The sequence below is a fragment of the Streptomyces sp. NPDC085866 genome, from assembly GCF_044541035.1.
Classification (GTDB): Bacteria; Actinomycetota; Actinomycetes; order Streptomycetales; family Streptomycetaceae; genus Streptomyces.
Window position 1 is genome coordinate 327,967 of sequence record NZ_JBITSQ010000006.1, and the last position, 17,513, is coordinate 345,479.

Consider the following 17,513-nt stretch of genomic DNA (forward strand, 5'->3'; position numbering starts at 1 on the left):
AACGTCAGATGACGTTGACCCCGGCCAGCCAGCCCCCGTCGATCACGAACGGCTGCCCGGTGATGTAGGACGAGTCGTCCGAGGTGAGGAAGAGAGCGAGCCGGGCCACCTCCTCCGGCCGGCCGACCCGGCCCAGCGGCACGAGCTTGCGGTACAGCTCGTCCAGGGCCCGGCTCATCTCCTCCGGATCCGCGTCCGGGTCCAGCCGGGCCGGGTTCGACATCGCGGTGTCGATGGCACCCGGACAGACGGCGTTGACCCGGATCCGCCGCCCCGCCAGCTCCAGCGCGGCCACCCGGGTCAGCCCGAGCACCGCGTGCTTGGTGGCCGCGTACGTCCCCACGGCGGCCATCCCGGTGAGCGCGGTGTAGGAGGCGGTGTTGACGATGGTCCCGCCGTCCGCCATCTCCGGCGCGACGGCCTTCATGCCGAGGAAGCAGCCGACCTGGTTGACCTGCACGACCTGCATGAACTCGTCCAGCGGGGTGTCCACCAGCGCGTTGAAGCGCAGGATGCCCGCGTTGTTGACCAGCCCGTCGATGCGCCCGTACGCCTGCTTGACGGTGCCGACGGCCTCCCGCCAGCCCTCCTCCGTGCCCACGTCGAGATGGACGTAGAGGGCCCCTATCTCCTTGGCCAGGGCCTCCCCCTGGTCGTCCAGCACATCGGCGACGACCACCCGCGCGCCCTCCGCCCGGAAGAGCCGCGCCTCCTGTTCGCCCTGTCCGCGCGCCGCCCCGGTGATGATGACGACCCGCCCGTCCAGCTTGCCCATGTCCGCTCCTCAGTCCAGCCGGGGCGCGACCTCCGCCCCGAACACGCCGATCTGGTCGATGAGTTCGCTGCGGCTCCGGCTGCGGAACCGCACCTGGATCTGGTGCACGCCGAGCGCCCGGTACGCCCGCAGCGACTCGGCGATCTCCTCCGGCGACCCGGCCAGGGTGCGCCGCCCGACGTGCCAGTCCGGCCGGCCGATGTACAGCGGCTCGGTGATGGCGCCGATGGTGCAGGGCGCCTCGACGCCGTGCTCCTCGCGCAGCCGCCGCAGCCGCTCGATCTGCGCGGGCAGCCGGTCACGCGGATCCCCCTGCGGCAGCCAGCCGTCGCCCTTCAGCGCGGCCCGGCGGACGGCGGCGGGCGAGGAGCCGCCGACCCAGATCGGGACGTGCTCCTGCGCGGGCCGGGGCCGCTGGCCGAGGTCGGCGAAGTCGTACAGCTTGCCGTGGTGCTCGGGGAACTCCTCGGGCCCGAGCGCGGCCCGCAACGCGTCGATCGCCTCGTCCAGCACGGCTCCGCGCCGCTCGAAGTCCACCTGGAGGACATCGAACTCCTCGCGCACATGCCCGGCGCCCACACCGAGGATCAGCCGCCCGCCGGAGAGATGGTCGAGGGTCGCGTACTGCTTGGCGCTGAGCAGCGGGTGCCGCAGACCCACGACGGCCACATGACTGAGCAGCCGGACGCGCACGGTCACGGCGGCCAGATGGGCGAGGGTGGCGACCGGGTCGTACCAGACCGTGCTCATCGCCGGGGCCAGCCGGCGCGGGATGACCACGTGGTCGCAGCAGGCGATGTAGTCGAACCCGGCCCGGTCCACGGCCCGCGCGATCTCGACCAGGTCGGCGGGCCCGCCGGCGGCCTCCCAGCCCTCCGTGTAGAGGGTGCTCTGGGACTGGACGGGCAGCTGGATGCCGTAGGCGAGACTCACGCGGACCCCTTCCACAGCCCGTCCGCCGTCAGCCCCAGCAGCTCGATGGCGTTCCCCCGGACGATCCGCTCGACCACGTCCGCCGGCAGATGCCCCATCTGGGCCTCGCCGACCTCGCGGGACTTGGGCCAGGTGGAGTCGGAGTGGGGGTAGTCGGTCTCGTACAGGACGTTGCCGACGCCTATGGAGTCGAGGTTGCGCAGGCCGAACGCGTCGTCGAAGAAGCAGCCGTAGACATGGTCGGCGAAGGACTCGGACGGGGGCCGGTGGACCTTGTCGGCGACGCCGCCCCAGCCGCGGTTCTCCTCCCACACCACGTCGGCGCGCTCCAGGATGTACGGGATCCAGCCGATCTGGCCCTCCGCGTACATCACCTTCAGGTTCGGGAAGCGCTCGAACTTGCCGCTCATCAGCCAGTCCACCATCGAGAAGCAGCAGTTGGCGAAGGTGATGGTGGAGCCGACGGCGGGCGGGGCGTCCTCGGAGGTGGAGGGCATCCTGCTGCTGGAGCCGATGTGCATCGAGACGACCGTGCCGGTCTCGTCGCAGGCCGCGAGGAACGGGTCCCAGTCGTCGCCGTGGATCGACGGCAGGCCCAGGTACGGGGGTATCTCGGAGAAGGCGACGGCCCGGACGCCACGGGCGGCGTTCCGCCGGACCTCCTCGGCGGCGAGGTGCGCGTCCCAGAGGGGGATGAGGGTGAGCGGTACGAGCCGCCCCCGCGCGGCCGGCCCGCACCACTCCTCCACCATCCAGTCGTTGTAGGCGCGGACGCAGAGCAGGGCGAGGTCGCGGTCCCGGGCCTCGGTGAAGGTCTGGCCGCAGAAGCGCGGGAAGGTCGGGAAGCACAGGGCGGACTGGACGTGGTTGACGTCCATGTCGGCGAGCCGCTGCGTGACGTCGTACGACCCGGGTCGCATCTGCTCGTAGGTGATGACCTCGAGCTTGATCTCGTCCCGGTCGTACCCGACGGCAGTGTCCAGCCGGGTCAGGGGCCGGTGCAGATCCTCGTAGACCCACCAGTCGCCGATGGGGCCGTCGTCGCCCGGCTCGCCCATGACGGGCTTGAACCGCCCGCCCAGGAAGGTCATTTCCTTCAGGGGTGCGCGGACCGTCCGCGGCCCGGTGTCCAGGTACTTCTTCGGGAGCCGGTCCTGCCAGACGTGCGGGGGCTCCACGGTGTGGTCGTCGACGGAGATGATCCGCGGAAAGTCACTCGGGATGTGCTGAGCGTCCTGGGTGTCCATGGCGCTCACGGTAGCGCCGATCTGACGGTCCGTCAGCTGGTGCGTCCGGCCCACTGTGTGCGAAGACCTTGTGAGGACCTTGTGTGCTGAGGTGTACCGGTCTGTGATCGGCGTCTCCCCCGGCTGACGGAACCGCCCCGAACAAGGCAAACTGACGGGGTTGTTCGTGATGCCTAGGGGGGCGAACGCATGGACGGTCGGCCGCGAGTGCCTGAGCAGCGACGTCCCGGCTCCGCGGCCATCGCGGAGCCGGCGGCGTTGCGCTTCAGCGTGCTCGGTCCGGTGCGGGCGCGGCGCGGCGAGGAGACGCTGAACACCGGCTCCCCTCAGCAGCGCGCCCTGCTGGCCGCCCTGCTGCTGCGCGAGGGCCGTACGGCGACGGCGGGGGAGCTGATCGACGCGCTCTGGGGCGCCGAGCCGCCGTCCCAGGCGCTGGCGGCGCTGCGGACGTACGCGTCCCGGCTGCGCAAGATCCTGGACCCCGGGGTCCTGGCGAGCGAGTCCGGCGGCTACGCGGTACGGGGCCTCGGCGAGGGCGCCCTGGACCTGGCGGTGGCGCAGGACCTCGCGACGGAGGCGGAGAAGGCGCGCAGTGCCGGGGATCTGGGGCATGCGCGCGAGGCGCTGAACCGGGCCCTGGCCCTGTGGGACGGCGAGCCGCTGGCCGGCGTACCCGGCCCCTACGCCGACGCCCAGCGGGTCCGCCTGGAGGAATGGCGCCTCCAGCTCCTGGAGTCCCGCCTGGACATGGACCTGGAGCAGGGCTGCCACGCGGAGGCGGTCTCGGAACTGACGGCCCTGACGGCGGCACACCCGCTCCGTGAGCGCCTGCGCGAACTACTGATGCTGGCCCTCTACCGCAGCGGCCGCCAGGCGGAGGCCCTCGCGGTCTACGCCGACACGCGGCGCCTGCTCGCAGAGGAGCTGGGCGTGGACCCGCGGCCCGGCCTGCGGGAACTGCAACAGCGCATCCTCCAGGCGGACCCGGCCCTCGCGGAACCCTCCACTCCCGCCGCCGAACCCGCCGTGGTCCCGGTCCGCCCGGCCCAGCTGCCCGCCTCCGTCCCGGACTTCACGGGCCGCTCGGCCTTCGTCTCCGAGCTGAGCGAGGTACTGGCGTCGGCGTCCGAGACGGAGGGCAGCGTGATGGCGGTCTCGGCGCTCGCCGGGATCGGGGGCGTCGGCAAGACGACCCTGGCGGTCCACGTCGCCCACCGGGCGCGTCCGGCGTTCCCGGACGGACAGCTGTACGTCGACCTGCAGGGCGCGGGCCCCCGCCCGGCGGAACCGGAGACGGTCCTCGGCTCCTTCCTCCGCGCGCTGGGCACGGCGGACTCGGCGATCCCCGACTCCCTGGAGGAGCGCGCGGCCCTGTACCGCTCGGTCCTGGACGGCCGCCGGGTGCTGGTCCTGCTGGACAACGCGAAGGACGCGGCCCAGGTACGGCCACTGCTGCCCGGCACGGAGGGCTGCGCGGCGCTGGTGACGTCCCGGATACGGATGCTGGACCTGGCGGGCGCCCACCTGGTGGACCTCGACGTCATGTCCCCCGACGAGGCGCTGGCCCTCTTCACGAAGATCGTGGGCGAGGAGCGGGTGGCAGCCGAACGCGAGGCCGCACTGGACGTGGTGGCCGCCTGCGGCTTCCTCCCCCTCGCGATCCGCATCGCAGCCTCCCGTCTGGCGGCCCGCCGCACCTGGACGGTCTCGGTCCTGGCGGCCAAGCTCGCGGACGAACGCCGCCGGCTCGACGAGCTGCAGGCCGGGGACCTGGCGGTCAAGGCCACCTTCGAGCTGGGGTACGGCCAACTGGAGCCGGCCCAGGCCCGCGCGTTCCGCCTGCTGGGCCTGGCCGACGGTCCGGACATATCCCTGGCCGCCGCAGCCGCGATCCTCGACCTCCCCCCGGAGGACACCGAGGACCTGCTGGAGTCCCTGGTGGACACGTCCCTGCTGGAGTCGGCGGCACCGGGACGCTACCGCTTCCACGACCTGGTACGGCTCTACGCACGCGCTTGCGCGGAGAGGGACGAGCAGCCGCCGAGCGAGCGGGAGGCTGCGATGTCGCGCTTGCTGGACTTCTACCTGGCCACGGCCGCGGGGGTCTACGCGATCGAGCGGCCGGGGGACCGGCTGGTGGACCATCTGGAGTCGACGGAGTATCCGGGGTTGGCCTTCGGGGACCGGCACCGGGCTCAGGACTGGCTGTATTCCGAGGCGATCTGCCTGCTCGCGTGCGTACGCCAGTCGACCCGGCCCGATCAACTGAGGCGGGCCGTGGACCTGTTGTGGGCAGCCATCGACCTCGCCGAATCGGGGGCCAACTCCAAGGAGTACGAGGCAACCGGAACCGCGGTCCGTGCCGCCGCACAGAGCTGCCGTGACGAGCGCGCGGAGGCCCGCGCCCTGGTCACCCTGGCCAACGGCCACCACATGTCCGGCCGCTTCGAACTGGCGGACCAGGAGGCAGCCGAGGCCGTGCGACTGGCGGAGGTGGCGGGCGATCCCCTTCCCCAGTGCTGGGCGTCCAACATGCTCGGGGTCATCGCGCTGTATCAGAGCCGGTACGCCGCCGGCGAGAGCCATCTGACGCGAGCCATCGAGAGCTTCCGTTCCGCTGGAGACCGGCCTGGTGAGGCCAGCGCCCTGTGCAACCTCTCGCGGATACACCTGGCGACGGGCCGTACCGTGAGCGCGGTGTCCCTGGCTCAGCAGGGGACGGACATGTACGACGACATGGGCCACGCCTTCAAGGGCGCCAACGGCCGCTACGCGCTGGGGCTCGCGCTCACACAGAGCGGTCAGCTCGATCTGGCCACCGAGCGCCTGGAGGAGGCCCGCGCCGTGTTCCGCGACAGCCGGCAGCGGTTGTGGGAGGGCATGACCCTCTTCCGTCTCGCGGAGGTCGACCTCGCTGCCCGGTGTCTCGCACAGGCCGCCACCAACGCGGAGTCGGCGCTGACCCTCCTCCGCGGAATCGGCGGCGAGTGGCGGCGCGGAAACGTGCTCACGGCACTCGGCCGGGCACTGAGCGGCATCGGGCAGAGCGGTCGTGCGCAGGTCTGCCTGCAGGAAGCTCTGAGCATCTTCGAGGCGCTGGGTGCACCGGAGGCCGATGAGGTGAGGGCTCTGCTCGAGGCGCGCGCAGTGGTCTGAGAGCAGAGTCCTGCACGTTCATCGTTCGTTTATCGCCGCACGGCACTCTCAGTCGTGTCGTTCCGTCGCGTCGGGGGGCAGACGGGACGTCATATGGGCGCACCTTAAGGTGTACCGGCCCATAAGTGCCCGCTCGGCCGCGCTCGGGGGAGCAGCCGGGCGGGCCTTTCAGACCCATCGCACAGAGCATCAGGGGAGCAGTCATGAGCGACGCCAAGAAGACGACGCAGCCGGAGACCTCGGTCCCCGAGGTGACCACGCTGAACACGCACGCCACCAGCGAGCCGCTGAAGCCGACCACTCTGGCGGCGGGCGAGGACACCGGCGTGGCAACTCCGGACAACACCCACGCCACCGACGAGAAGGCCTGATCAGACCTTTCACCGGACGGGGAACGGCCGCGGCGGCGCGGAGGGGGAGCCGCCGCGGCCGAGGTGTGTCCGGAGCATGATCCAAGTCATTTCGCGGCCGAACCTGTTCGAATCAGTCGTACGTTCGCACCGCCCCACCCGCGCTGGTCTGCCCCCGCTGCCGCGAACGCTCGCTCACTCCGCCTCCGCCAGCTCGCACCACACCGTCTTGCCCACCCCCTGCTCCACACCCCATCGCACCGCCACGGCATCCAGCAGGGCGAGGCCTCGACCCACCTCACCATCGAGCGTGCTGGGCAGGGATACGGGGAGGGCCCGCTCGGCCGGGTCCGTGACCTCGATGCGGATCCGGTTGGCATCCGTACGGGCCACCCGTACACGGACCGAGGTCCCCTCCCCCACATGCCGGATGACATTGGTGACGAGCTCGGTGACACAGAGCTGGACATCCGCGCAGGGCACGTCCAGGTAGCGTCGGACAGTGCGGCGCAGGCCATGGAGTCCCTTCGGTACGGCGACGAGTTCGACGTCCAGAGGCGGTCGGCTCGGCATCCGTCCCTCGCCCCGCAGCGCCACCGCCAACTTGCGCGCAGTCGCCGTGTTGCAGTTGCCGAGTACCACCAGGCCGACCGGGGGCTGGTACGTGCCCGCGAAGCTCGGCAGATCCACCCGGAGGGAGGGCAGGGTGATGCCGTGGGCGGAGAGGGCGTCGCGCAGGTCATCCACGCAGAGGCTGGTGTCGTGGACCGAGTTGGCGAGGTGGCCGGTGGGGGGATTCGAGGACGACACAGTTGCGTACACCTTCCTGTGCTCTGTGTGACGAAACAGTCACACGTTGAAGCATCCGTCGGTACCTTTTGAAGAGGTTTCGGCTACGCAAGCGCAACAGGCAAATGACGGTGATGAGTTGTGCCCCCACGCAAGGACCCCGACGCTTCGGCGAACGTCCCCTCGTTCTACGGCGCCGAGTTGCGCTACCAACGGGAGCTGGCGGGCCTCACCCTGGAGCAACTGGCTGAGGGAAGCTTCCGTGGTGTGCCCTTCCTGAGCCAGATCGAACGGGGCGAGCGGCGCATGCCCCCGGATCTGGCCCGGCACGTCGACAAAGTGCTGGGGACGGACGGGTTTTTCGAGCGGCGTTGTGAAGATGCCCGCCGGGCACGGCAGTCGGGGCATGCGGAGTACTTCGCGGATGTGGCGGAGATGGAACGCCATGCGGAGACGATTGAGGACTGGGCTCCGATGCTTGTGCCTGGCCTGCTGCAAACCCAGGCCTACGCCGAGGCCGTCGTCCACACCTCGCTGCCCTGGCTGCCACCCGAGACCGTCGACAAGCAGGTTCGGGCCAGGCTGAAGCGCGCGGAGATTTGGAAACGCGAAGAGCGGCCCTCATTCTGGGCGGTGCTGCACGAGTCCCTCATCCGCAAGCCTCTCCTGCCCTCGACAGAGATGGCGGTACAACTGGAGCACATCGCTCATGTGATCCGCTCCACGCAAGGCGTTCTGCAGATCCTCCCGGAAACGGCGCACGCCCACCCGTTCATGATGGGCATGATGAGGGTCATGACCTTTCCGGATGCCCCACCGGTGGCCTACACAGAGGGCCTCCACAATGGCCAACTCATCGACTATCCAGCGCTCGTGAAGGACTACCGAAGGTCGTACGATCTGCTCAGGGCCACGGCACTCCCGCCGGAGGCGTCCCTGGCCATGGTCGAACAAGCGGCAGAGGACTACCGAGATGGCAAGCACCGGGATTGACCTGAGCAACGTCGTGTGGCGCAAGAGCAGCTACAGCAACGGGAGCGGCGGCGAGTGTGTCGAAGTCTCAGACGCTCACCCCGGCTTGGTGATCCCCGTCCGCGACTCGAAGAAGGCCCAGGACGGGCCCGTACTGCTCGTCCGGCCTGCCGCCTGGAGCGCCTTTCTCGGCTCGCTGAAGAACTGACTCCGCCCGGTTATCCACAGGGCAAGCGGCAAGTCACGGATTCTGCGATCTTGCCCGGGTGGAACGAAGGGACCTGAGGGCGCTGGCGGACAGGGGCGTCCTGCTCACCTCACGCGCCGTCGAGGCCGGCTGGCCCCGGCGCAGTCTCACGCGCGCACTGCGGGCAGAGGGCTGGACCCAGCTTCGGCACGGTGCCTGGGCCGAGCCGGGGCGGGACCCGGATCTGCTCACTCGCCTCCGGGCCGTGCTGTTCCGCGAACCCCGGCTGATCGTGAGCCATGGCTCAGCGGCTGCCCTCTGGCGGATCGAGATGCTCGGTGGCAGCCGCAAAGCTCCGTTGGAATTCATCGACCCACACCTCACCATCCGCCGCGTGGGCAGCGGCGTACGCGTCCACCGGATGCTGCTCAGCACGAGAGACGTGCTGGAACGACAGGGGCTGCGGCTCACCACCCCGCCCCGCACGCTCGCCGATCTGCTGCGACTCGGCCCGAGGGACGAGGCGGTCGTCGCCGTGGAATCGGCCCTGGCCTACCGCCGGGTCGGATACGTCCGCCGCGCACCACTCACTACGCGGGACGAGATCGCAGCCGCGCTGCAGTCGGTCTCGCAGGGATCGGTCCGGGCCCGGAACTGGCTGAGCCTGAGCGATCCACTTGCCGGCTCTCCTGCAGAGACCATTGCCCGACTGCGCATGTACGACGCCGATCTCCATCCCGAGAGCCAAGCCGAGCTGCGCACCCCGGACGGCCGCCGCCGCTTCGTCGACTTCCTGTTCCGGGCGGCAGGGCTGGGGGTGGAGATCGAGGGATACGCCTACCACGGCACCCGTGACGCCCACCGCCGGGACATCACCCGCTACAACCAGCTCCTCCGCTGCCCGGAGATCCGCAGCCTCCTCCGCTTCAGCGCCGAGGATGTCTTCCACCGGCCCGGTCACATGATCGAGGAGATCCGGGCCACCTTGGCTGCCCTGTCCGGTGATTCCCCGTGACCGTGGGGGCCGCCCGCTTCCTCTCAGTGTCGTGCTTCCGCGAGGCGAGTAAAGGGCGCTCCCGCGTCGCCTACGGCGATGGCCCTCCGGGCCACCCTTGACACGCCTCGCTCCAGCACGGGGAAGAAGCGAGCGAGCGGCCCGGAAAGGCGGGGTCCCGACCGGCGTTCCCCGACTGTCGGCTGCGTTGCGGGCCGGCGCGGAGGAGACGCGGGAGCCAGGTGGGGGCACGCCGGGCTGGAATGGCGGCTTGCGCCCGTGGGCAAGGGCGCGACCGCGCCTCGCCTGCACGCCGGGCCGGTTCGGCGGCTTGCGGCCCGTGGGAGGGGGAGGGTGCGGCTGCGATCGGTGTGGAGGAGGGCGATGCCCATTGCGGAGGTCAGCAGTCGGGAGGAGGGGGCAAATTTCCGGACCTACGTGAGGGCTGGGAACGGGGAGGCCAGGAAACAGGGCTGGCGCCAATCGGGAGGGCAGTCGGGAGACTTGGGCCATACCCGCTAGCACCGCCCCTGCGGCAGGCCCTTCCCGTCTGGCCCAGATCTTCCAATCACCCAGCTCGTGTGACTGATGGGACCAGCGGGACTGTCTCGCGTGACCGATGGGACTGGCGGGATCAGTGTGAGGGCACCAACACCACCTTGGCCGCGGCCACCCGTACGGCCTGGCGCCCCACGCCCCACGCCCCGCCCACGCCCCGCCCGCCCACCGCACGCCGCCGAACCGGCCCGGCGTGCCGGCGAGGCGCGGTCGCGTCTCCTCCGCCAACGGCACAAGCGCAACCCGCCCAAAGGTCAACCCCGCCAAGCCGCCCACTGCTCCCCCGGCCGCCCGCTCGCTTCTCACCCGTGCTGGAGCGAGGCGTGTCAAGGGTCGGCCGTAGGCCGATCGCCGAAGGCGACGCGGGAGCGCCCTTGACTCGCCTCGCGGAAGCACGACAATCGCCGAGAAGCGGGCGGCCCCACGGTCACTTCGCAGTGCCCTTCCGCAACTCCCCCTTCACCACCTTGCCGCTCGCGTTCCTGGGCAGCTCCCCCACGAACTCCACCGCCCTCGGCACCTTGTAGTTGGCCATCTCGCGGCGGGACCAGGCGATCAGGTCGTCCCCGGTGAGTACCGAGTCCGGGCGGCGGACGACGTACGCCTTGCCGACCTCGCCCAGGCGGGCGTCCGGTACGCCGATCACCGCCACGTCGGCCACGTCCGGGTGGAGGCCCAGCAGTTGCTCTATCTCCGCCGGGTACGCGTTGAAGCCGCCGACTATGAACATGTCCTTGAGGCGGTCCGTGATGCGGAGGTTGCCGGAGGGGTCGAGGACTCCGATGTCGCCCGTGCTCAGCCAGCCGTCCGGGGAGATCGTCTCCGCCGTCCCAGCCGGGTCCTCGTAGTAGCCCCGCATGACGTTGAAGCCCCGGACCTGGACCTCCCCGGGTGTGCCGGGCGGTACCGGTGATCCTCCGGTGTCGACCAGCTTCACTTCCGTACCGGGGATCGCACGGCCCGAGGTGGACGCGATCACCGACGGGTCGTCGCCGCGGCGGCACATCGTGACGATGCCACTCGCCTCCGAGAGGCCGTACGCCGTCAGGACCGTGTCGACGCCGAGTTCGCCTCGCAGGCGTTCCACCAGGCGCAGCGGCACCACCGCGGCCCCGGTCACCACGAGCCTCAGCGCCGAGAGGTCGTGGGTGTCCCGGGAGGGGTGGTCCAGGAGGGACTGGTGGAGCGTGGGCGGGCCCGGGAGCACCGACACCCGTTCCGCCGCGATGTTCGCCAGTGCCGTGTCCACGTTGAACACCGGCTGCGGGATCATCGTCGCCCCGCGCATCAGGCAGGCGATCACCCCGGCCTTGTAGCCGAAGGTGTGGAAGAAGGGGTTGATGATCAGGTAGCGGTCGGTGGTGCGCAGGCCGGCCAGGTCCGCCCAGATCTCGTACGCCGTCAGCGTCTGCTCGTGGGTGATCATCGCGCCCTTGGGGCGGCCCGTCGTCCCCGAGGTGAAGATGATGTCCGAGAGGCAGGTGCCGTCCAACTCGGCGGCGCGATCATGGACTTCGTCCGCGCTCACGCCCTCGCCGGTCGCCAGGAAGTCCTTCCAGGTGCGGAAGTCCTGGGGGGCGTCGTCCGCGAGGACCACCACCTGTTCCAGTGCCGGCAGGCCCGGCAGCGGATGGCCCACGCCGTCGGACGTCCCCGCCGCCCGCCTCAGCGACGCCACGTACGACGTGCCCAGGAACGTGCCCGTCACGAACAGCAGGCGGGCCCCGCTGCGGCGCAGCACGTCCGCCGCCTCCGTGCCCTTGAAACGGGTGTTGAGCGGGACCAGGACCGCGCCGGCCGACACCGCGCCCAGTGCCGAGACGATCCAGTCGAGGGAGTTGGGGGCCCAGACCGCCACCCGGTCTCCGACCTGGACTCCGCTCGCCAGGCAGGCCGCCGCCACACGCTCCACGCGGGCGCCGAGTTGCGCGTACGTGATCCTCGTGCGGCCCTCGACCACCGCCTCGGTGTCCGCGTACCGCTCGGCCGACCATCGCACCAGACCCGGGATGGTGCCCCAGTCACTCATAGCAGCCCCCTACGCCGTAGCTGACTGACCGTCAGATTAGCTGTAACCTGACGGGCTGTCAGCAGAGGAAGGGTGGGTGCACCATGGCAGGAACGGGGCTCAGAGATGCCACCGCCATCGTCGGGATCGGGCAGACCGCCTTCGCCAAACACCTTCCGGAGGACGAGAGGACCCTCGCCTGCCGCGCCGTGCTCGCCGCCCTGGAGGACGCCGGGATCGCGCCCGGCGAGGTCGACGCCCTCGCTTCCTACACCATGGAGGAGACGGACGAGGTGGAGCTGGCCAAGGCGGTCGGCTTCGGGGACCTCACCTTCTTCAGCAAGGTCGGGTACGGAGGGGGCGGCTCCTGTGCGACCGTCGCGCACCTCGCCGCCGCCATCGCCGCCGGACAGGCCACCGTCGGGGTCGCCTGGCGGTCACGGAAGCGCGGCTCCGGCCCCCGGCCCTGGACCAACACCGCCGTCCAGCTGCCCACACCCGCCCAGTGGACCCGGCCCTTCGGGCTGCTTCGGCCCGCCGATGAGATCGCCATGCTCGCGCGCCGTTACATGCACGAGTTCGGCGCGACCCGGGATCACCTCTTCAACGTCGCTCTCGCCTGCCGGAACCGGGCCAACCAGAACCCGGCGGCGGTGATGTACGAGCGGCCGCTCACCCGCGAGATGTACATGACCTCCCGCTGGATCAGTGAGCCCCTGTGTCTCTTCGACAACTGCCTGGAGACGGACGGCGCGCTGGCCTGTGTGGTCGTCAGCAGGGAGCGGGCCCGGGACTGCCGGCAGAAGCCCGTGTACGTCCACTCCGCCGCGCAGGGTCTGCCCGCCCAGCACCACGGCATGGTCAACTACTGGAACGACGACCCGCTCACCGGCCCGGCCTGGACCGCTGCCCGGCATCTGTGGAAGCACGCCGACTTCACGCCCGAGGACGTGGACGTGGCGCAGATCTACGACGCGTTCACGGCCCTGATACCCCTCTCGCTGGAGGGGTACGGCTTCTGCGGGCGGGGCGAGGGCGGCGCCTTCACCGAGCAGGGCGCGCTGGAGATCGGGGGGCGGCTGCCCGTCAACACCGGGGGCGGCGGGCTCTCCGAGGCCTATGTGCACGGCTTCAACCTCATCAACGAAGGGGTGAAGCAGCTGCGTGGCACCAGTACCGCGCAGGTTCCCGGGGCCGCCACCTGTCTGGTCACCGCCGGCGAGGGTGTCCCCACCTCCGCCCTTCTGCTGAGGAGTTGAGACAGCCATGCTGACCCCCGTCACCGACACCGACGGCGCCCCGTTCTGGGAGTACGCCGCCCGTGGCGAGCTGCGTGTCCAGGCCTGCGGCGAGTGCGGCGAGTTCCGGTTCCCGCCCCGGCCGTGCTGCCCGCACTGCCAGTCCTTCGCGAGCGAGTGGCGGGCGGTGTCGGGGCGCGGGCGCGTGTGGTCGTACGTCCTGCCGCATCCGCCACTGCTGCCCGAGTACGCCGAGCAGGCGCCGTACAATGTGGTCGTCGTGGAGCTGGAGGACGCGCCCCGGATAAGGCTCGTGGGGAATCTGGTGAGCCGTGCCGGTGCTCCTCTCGACTCCCTCGATCCTCGGCGCATACGGATCGGCGGCCGGGTCCAGGTCGTCTTCTCCGACGGGCTTCCGCAGTGGGTGCCGGCGTGAACACCCTCCGGTTCTCCGCCGACAAGGACACCGGCGTCGCCGTCGTCACGCTGAACCGGCCCGAGCGGCTCAACGCCGTCGACGCGGGCATGGTGGAGGAACTCTCCTCTCTGTGGAGGGAGTTGCGGTTCGACGACTCCGTTCGCGCCGTCGTCCTGACCGGGGCCGGGGAGCGGGCCTTCTGCACGGGCATCGACCGGGACTTCGTCGTGCCGCAGCCCTCGTCGCCGTACATGCAGGACGATCCGCTGCTGCGGATCGGGCCGAAGGCGAACGACCTGTGGAAGCCGGTGGTGGCCGCGGTGCGGGGCATGGCCTGTGGTGGGGCCTTCTATCTGCTGGGCGAGAGCGAGTTCGTCGTCGCGGACACGACGGCGGCCTTCTTCGATCCGCACACGACGTACGGGATGGTCAGCGCCTACGAGTCCCTGCTGATGGCCGCGCGGATGCCGTACGGGGAGGTGGCCCGGATGATGCTCATGGGGAGCGCCGAGCGGATCTCCGCGCAGCGGGCCCACGAGATCGGGCTCGTGTGCGAACTGACCGAGCCGGGCGGGGCGTTGCAGGCGGCCGTGCGTTGCGCCGCCGTCATCGCCGGGTATCCGACGGAGGGTGTGCAGGGGACGGTAAGGGCCCTGTGGGCGGCCCGGGAGGCGGGGCGCGCGCCGGCGTTCGCGCAGGCGCCGCACCTCATCGCCCTCGGCAATCTGCCGGCCGAGCGGCAGGCCGCGCTGTTCGAGGGGCGGCGCCGGGGAGGGTTCCGGACGCGGTGAGCCGTCAGCTCACGACGGTGGCGTTCGACTGGGGCTCGCAGTGGTCGAGACGCGCGAAGTAGGCCTTGTTGAACGGGATCCGGGCGGTCTGCCTGCCGTTGGCGGGGACGGTGACGTCCAGGTCGTCGTAGTCGATGAACTTGGAGCGCTTGTCCTTGTAGTAGACCGTCACCGAGAAGGTGGCGCTGGTGTCGTTCGGGTTGGTGACCTCGACCGTCGCGTACGGCTTCTTCCTGGTCGCGCAGCTCACGAGCTTGACCGTGGCTTCCTCGATGTAGCCGTTGCCGCCGCCGTCCGAGTCGTCGTCCGAGTCGTCGTACGACGGCGAAGTGTCGTCGTGATCCTGGTGCGAGCTGCTGCACCCGCCCCCGCTGCTGTGGCCGCTTTTGTAGTGATGGCCGCGGCCTCGGCTGTGCCCCGACGAGAACCCCGTCAGGGCCAGGACCACGAACATGAGCGCGGCCGTGAACTTGAGTGTGCGCCCCCGTGTTTTCATGCGGTCACCCTAACGGCGCAGCGATCACCGCGTGGCAGCGCTTCCGCACCCGGGGTAGCGTCTACTCCTGAGACGGCCGCCGTCTGGAGCCCTTCCGTGTAGCCGGTGCGACGGCCGTCATCTCGGCGCCGTTCAGGTGGTGCGCGCGGTCCCCGTGCCCTTCTCCGCGTCGAGCGCGTACACGCAGCGGTCCTTGCTGCACGCGTACACCACCCCGTCCTTGACGACCGGCGAGCCGGTGATCTCGCCGCCGGTGGCGAGCTTCCAGCGGAGCCGGCCGTCGTCGGCCTTCAGCGTGTACAGCAGGTGGTCGGTGGAGCCGAAGTGGATGCGGCCCTCGGCGACGGAGGGGGCGCCCACGACGTCGCCGCCGGCCTGGAAGCGCCACTTGGGGGTGCCGGTGACCGCGTCCAGGGTGTACAGGCCCTTGCCGCTGCCGACGTGGACATGGCCGGCGGCGACCAGGACCGGTTCGACGGAGGAGCGGGCCTCGGTGGCGATGCGCCAGCGGTCACGGCCGTCGGTGGCGTCCAGGGCGTAGACCGTGCCCAGGTAGTCGGCGAGGTAGATGCCGCCGCCGGTGACGGCCGGGCCCGGGGCGAAGGCGGGCGGGCAGAGGAAGACCGCCGGGGCCTCGAAGTGCCAGCGCACCATGCCGCTCGCCACGTCGATGGCGAGGACGCGGGTGCCGGCGGAGACGTAGACGTAGCCGTCGGGGGCCGGGGTGATGCGGACCGGGACGCCGCCGCAGGAGGCCGCGTCGCCGATGGGGTACGACCAGCGCTCCTCGCCGGTGCGGGCCTCCAGGGCGCGCAGCCGGGCGTCCTGCCAGACGTAGACGGTGCCGTCGTGGACGGCGGGGCCGGCCTCGGGGGACTCGAAGTCGGTCTGGCAGCCGGAGATCTCCCACAGCTTCTGGCCGCCGGAGGCCTCCCAGGCCTGGACGCCACCGCCGCGGGTGCCGGTGACGACCGTGCCCCGGTCGGCGCGCAGGGAGTACACCCAGGCGTCCGTGGACAGCCGCCACAGGTCGGCGCCCTCACGGGCGTCCAGAGCGAACAGGGTGGGGCCGTCGGAGGCGTGGATACGGCCGTCCGCCACAGCCATCGACCAGGCGACGTCCCGCGTCTTGAAGCGGCGGCGGCCGGTGGCCACGTCCAGGGCGTGCACCTCGAAGGAGGTGACGTAGACGAGGTCGCCGTCGACGGACGGGGTGCCCCAGACGTCGTTGGACATGCGGAAGCGCCAGGGGCGCCAGCCGGACGCGGTCTCCGGGGGCGCGGGCGGTACGGCAGGGCCTACGGCAGGGTCTGCGCCGTTGACACCGGGGCGGGGGCGGGACCAGCTGGCGACCAGGCCGGCCTCCGGCGGGGGTGCCTTGACGGCGGCGGCGCGGGCGTCGGCGACCCGGGGGCCGGGGCCGATGGGCACCTGGGCGCCGGCCAGCCGGACCGGGCCGGTGTCGGGCGCGCCCGCCGCGCCGACCGGTGCGGGGGCCCGCACGGCGGGGTCGTAGGGCGGCGGCGGGGGTACGGCACCTCGGCCGGCGCTGCGGGGGCCGGGCGAGGTGGGGGCGGGCTTGGCGGCGGGGCGGCCGCCGCGGCGGGCCTCGATGAGAGCGACGGCCTTCTCCGGCAGCCAGGCGGAGGCGGTGCCGCTGTCGTCGGAGCCGGAGCCGAACAGGTGCGGGGCGAGCTGGGCCTGGAGGTCGGCCGGGGAGGGGCGGCCGGACGCCTCCATCTGCATACAGACTTCGATGAGCGGCCGCAGCTCGTCGGGCAGGCCGGTGAGGTCCGGGCCCTCGCGCAGCAGCATGAAGACGGTCTCGACCGGGTTGGCGCCGTGGAAGGGCGGGTGGCCGGTGGCCGCGAAGACCAGCATGGAGCCGAGCGAGAAGACGTCGCTGGCGCCGGTGACGCTGCGGGAGTCCTTGGCCTGCTCGGGGGACATGTAGGCGGGGGTGCCGACGGCGACGTTTGTCATCGTCAAACGGGTGTTCGAAACACCGGAGGCGATGCCGAAGTCGATCACCCGGGGGCCGTCCTCGACCACCAGGACGTTGGACGGCTTCAGGTCGCGGTGGACCAGGCCGGCGCCGTGGATGGACTGCAGGGCCTCCGCCACGCCCGCCGCCAGCCAGCGCACCGCCTGGGCCGGGAGCGGCCCGCAGTCGTTCACTATCTCCTCGAGGGAGGGCGCGGGGACGTAGGCCGTGGCGAGCCAGGGCACGGCGGCGCGCGGGTCGGCGTCGACCACGGCAGCCGTGTAGAAGCCGGAGACCGCCCGGGCCGCCTCCACCTCGCGGGTGAAGCGGACCCGGAAGAGCTGGTCCTCGGCCAGCTCGGTGCGGACCGTCTTGATCGCCACGCGCCGGCCGGACGCCGAGCGTGCCAGATAGACCAGCCCCATGCCGCCGGCCCCCAGCCGGCCCAGCACCTCGAACGGCCCGATCCGCCGCGGATCGTGCTGCGTCAGCTGATCCACCACTTGCCTGCCACCTCCCCGTACGAGCCGCGCCACCCACATATGTACGCGACCGAAGTGCAGCGTCTCACCACCGCACCGCCATGGCGGCACGCACCCCGATTCTTCCTGGCCGGA

General features: G+C 71.3%; 15 protein-coding genes and 1 pseudogene. 8 read left to right on the plus strand and 8 right to left on the minus strand.

Annotation, left to right across the window (positions count from 1 at the left end; genetic code table 11):
* Positions 1–4: 4 nt before the first annotated feature.
* The 3 genes from ACIF83_RS17180 to ACIF83_RS17190 are packed head-to-tail and all read right to left on the minus strand — an operon-like array spanning position 5 to position 2,955.
* The gene (locus ACIF83_RS17180) at positions 5–775 is read right to left on the minus strand and encodes an SDR family NAD(P)-dependent oxidoreductase (RefSeq protein ID WP_393472047.1); all 771 of its coding nucleotides are present in this window, start codon (positions 773–775) and stop codon (positions 5–7) included.
* 9 nt (positions 776–784) lie between these two features.
* Positions 785–1,708 (minus strand): LLM class F420-dependent oxidoreductase, encoded by a 924-nt coding sequence (locus ACIF83_RS17185; protein WP_399727591.1) that lies wholly within the window; start codon positions 1,706–1,708, stop codon positions 785–787.
* Positions 1,705–2,955, minus strand: coding sequence for an amidohydrolase family protein (locus ACIF83_RS17190; RefSeq protein ID WP_393472052.1), 1,251 nt, complete (start codon positions 2,953–2,955; stop codon positions 1,705–1,707). The genes ACIF83_RS17185 and ACIF83_RS17190 overlap by 4 nt, the downstream gene beginning before the upstream one ends.
* A gap of 189 nt (positions 2,956–3,144) precedes the next feature.
* Here ACIF83_RS17190 and ACIF83_RS17195 point away from each other — a divergent pair, with 189 nt between their 5' ends.
* Complete coding sequence (locus ACIF83_RS17195; protein WP_399727594.1) at positions 3,145–6,111, plus strand: AfsR/SARP family transcriptional regulator; 2,967 nt, start codon at positions 3,145–3,147, stop codon at positions 6,109–6,111.
* A 203-nt stretch (positions 6,112–6,314) separates the two neighbouring features.
* Positions 6,315–6,482, plus strand: coding sequence for a hypothetical protein (locus ACIF83_RS17200; protein ID WP_393472058.1), 168 nt, complete (start codon positions 6,315–6,317; stop codon positions 6,480–6,482).
* Positions 6,483–6,656: 174 nt separating this feature from the next.
* Here the strand turns inward: ACIF83_RS17200 and ACIF83_RS17205 are convergent, their stop codons facing one another.
* Complete coding sequence (locus ACIF83_RS17205; protein WP_393472706.1) at positions 6,657–7,034, minus strand: ATP-binding protein; 378 nt, start codon at positions 7,032–7,034, stop codon at positions 6,657–6,659.
* Between the two features lie 12 nt (positions 7,035–7,046).
* Positions 7,047–7,208, minus strand: a pseudogene (locus ACIF83_RS17210) (ATP-binding protein); the annotation flags it as partial.
* 183 nt (positions 7,209–7,391) lie between these two features.
* Here ACIF83_RS17210 and ACIF83_RS17215 point away from each other — a divergent pair.
* Genes ACIF83_RS17215 through ACIF83_RS17225 form a run of 3 tightly spaced genes read left to right on the plus strand, consistent with a single transcriptional unit; the run spans position 7,392 to position 9,424 of the window.
* Entirely contained in the window at positions 7,392–8,243 is an 852-nt protein-coding gene (locus ACIF83_RS17215) for a helix-turn-helix domain-containing protein (RefSeq protein ID WP_393472061.1), read from the plus strand.
* On the plus strand, positions 8,224–8,430 hold the full coding sequence (locus ACIF83_RS17220; protein ID WP_398139206.1) for a DUF397 domain-containing protein: 207 nt from the start codon (positions 8,224–8,226) through the stop codon (positions 8,428–8,430). Before ACIF83_RS17215 ends, ACIF83_RS17220 begins: the two co-directional genes overlap by 20 nt.
* A 58-nt stretch (positions 8,431–8,488) precedes the next feature.
* Positions 8,489–9,424, plus strand: coding sequence for a hypothetical protein (locus ACIF83_RS17225; protein ID WP_399727596.1), 936 nt, complete (start codon positions 8,489–8,491; stop codon positions 9,422–9,424).
* A gap of 964 nt (positions 9,425–10,388) precedes the next feature.
* On the opposite strand, the gene ACIF83_RS17230 is transcribed toward ACIF83_RS17225, so the two are convergent.
* Positions 10,389–11,990, minus strand: a complete 1,602-nt coding sequence (locus ACIF83_RS17230; RefSeq protein ID WP_399727597.1) for a FadD3 family acyl-CoA ligase — start codon at positions 11,988–11,990, stop codon at positions 10,389–10,391.
* A gap of 83 nt (positions 11,991–12,073) precedes the next feature.
* Between ACIF83_RS17230 and ACIF83_RS17235 the strand changes: the two genes are divergently transcribed.
* From ACIF83_RS17235 to ACIF83_RS17245, 3 genes are read left to right on the plus strand one after another with little or no spacing between them, the layout of a single operon-like run.
* On the plus strand, positions 12,074–13,228 hold the full coding sequence (locus ACIF83_RS17235) for a lipid-transfer protein (RefSeq protein ID WP_399727600.1): 1,155 nt from the start codon (positions 12,074–12,076) through the stop codon (positions 13,226–13,228).
* Positions 13,229–13,235: 7 nt separating this feature from the next.
* On the plus strand, positions 13,236–13,643 hold the full coding sequence (locus ACIF83_RS17240; RefSeq protein WP_393472073.1) for a Zn-ribbon domain-containing OB-fold protein: 408 nt from the start codon (positions 13,236–13,238) through the stop codon (positions 13,641–13,643).
* Entirely contained in the window at positions 13,640–14,416 is a 777-nt protein-coding gene (locus ACIF83_RS17245; protein WP_399727603.1) for an enoyl-CoA hydratase/isomerase family protein, read from the plus strand. Before ACIF83_RS17240 ends, ACIF83_RS17245 begins: the two co-directional genes overlap by 4 nt.
* 4 nt (positions 14,417–14,420) lie before the next feature.
* Here the strand turns inward: ACIF83_RS17245 and ACIF83_RS17250 are convergent, their stop codons facing one another.
* On the minus strand, positions 14,421–14,912 hold the full coding sequence (locus ACIF83_RS17250) for a hypothetical protein (protein ID WP_399727606.1): 492 nt from the start codon (positions 14,910–14,912) through the stop codon (positions 14,421–14,423).
* Between the two features lie 132 nt (positions 14,913–15,044).
* A complete protein-coding gene (locus ACIF83_RS17255) occupies positions 15,045–17,399 on the minus strand; it encodes a PQQ-binding-like beta-propeller repeat protein (protein WP_393472080.1) in 2,355 nt (784 codons plus the stop codon).
* Positions 17,400–17,513 lie beyond the last annotated feature (114 nt).